The organism is Croceivirga sp. JEA036 (assembly GCF_011882165.1).
Lineage (GTDB): Bacteria > Bacteroidota > Bacteroidia > Flavobacteriales > Flavobacteriaceae > Croceivirga.
Genome location: NZ_JAATON010000020.1, coordinates 1 through 1,332, shown reverse-complemented (window position 1 = coordinate 1,332; position 1,332 = coordinate 1). Strand labels below are relative to the sequence as shown.

Here is a 1,332-nt window from a genome sequence, read left to right as displayed (position 1 = left end):
AAATAGGTTGACCATTTTTTTGAGATTAAATGGTTAAAAATTCCAGTTGTTTTTTATTTTTTCTGTACGATTTGTACGGTTTGTTTTTGTTTAGATGTACATGGTTGGGTGTTTCAAAATCCAAACTCCAGTGTTTTCTAAGATAATTGTAAATAAAGATAGCTTTTTTGGTCATCTTTTGTGCTATCTGTGTGTTTTTGATGTTGTTCTTTAGTCCATACTCATACTTAAGGGTTTTGTTTATCCTTTCTGCTACCGCATTTTGGTAAGGGTCATATTGTTCGGTCATACTTAATTGAAGCCCGTTCTTTTCCGCAAATTCGGTGTACATGGGATTGCAATATTGTATACCTCTGTCTGAGTGGTGTATAAGTTTTTGATTAGGATATTTTCTGTTTTTCAGTGCCATTTTAAGGGCATCTAAACAGAGTTCCGTACGCATATTATTATCCAGTTTATACCCCATAATCTTTTTTGAATACGCATCGGTCACCAAGGCCAGATAGTTGTGCCCATGTTGTGTTTTTATGTACGTAATATCTGTGACCCAGAGCTGTTCTGGTCTAGTGGGTACTTTATCTTTTACTAGGTTTTTATATTTGTAAAAATAATGTTTGGAGTTAGTGGTTACATGGTATTGCTTTGTTTTTCTAACTAATAGTCTATTGTCTCTTAGTATATTAAATAACCGGTCTCTACCCAATTTAATGTTGTTTAGTTCTAGGTCTTTTTTAAGGTAGTCGTACAGTTTTTTGCCCCCTGTTTGGTGTCCTACCTTGTTACGGCATTCCTTGACCAGTTTCAAAACTATACTTTCATTATATTCTTTTGCTTTTTGAGATTTTAGCCTTTTATAGAAGGCCTGTTTACTTATCCCAAAACATTGTGCTAACCATTTTCTTTTAAACGGTCTTGCTTCTTTTTCTCTATCTCGTCTGCCAATGTTTTGGGTAATGACTTTTTTGCCATATCTACCCCTGTAATAAGTTCCATATCCGCAATTACGTCTTGCTGAAAGTCCTTAACAAATTCCAGTTCCGCTATTTTTTCCTTGAGCTTTTTGATTTCGTCTTTTTTGGCCATACCCGTATTTATTTGCTCCAAGGTACTGTATTTTTTTATCCAATAGGAAATGGAACTTCTGGATATACCATACTTTTGAGAGGCATGATTAATGGAAATCTGTCCATTATGAATTTGGTCAATGATGAAAAGTTTGTGTTCAAAACCCACTTTTTCATACTTCTTTTTTCGGCAGGGTGTTTTTTTTGATTCTTCCATAGATTACTAAATATGATAACTTTTTTAGTCAACCTATTTCAGGACGATGCG

General features: G+C 34.2%; 2 protein-coding genes. Both read right to left on the bottom strand.

The features are described from left to right. Window positions 1–25 precede the first annotated feature (25 nt). On the bottom strand, window positions 26–874 hold the full coding sequence (locus tag HCO57_RS16560) for an IS3 family transposase (RefSeq protein WP_240729855.1): 849 nt from the start codon (window positions 872–874) through the stop codon (window positions 26–28). A 14-nt stretch (window positions 875–888) separates the two neighbouring features. After that, window positions 889–1,281, bottom strand: coding sequence for a helix-turn-helix domain-containing protein (locus HCO57_RS16555; RefSeq protein ID WP_167989947.1), 393 nt, complete (start codon window positions 1,279–1,281; stop codon window positions 889–891). Window positions 1,282–1,332 lie beyond the last annotated feature (51 nt).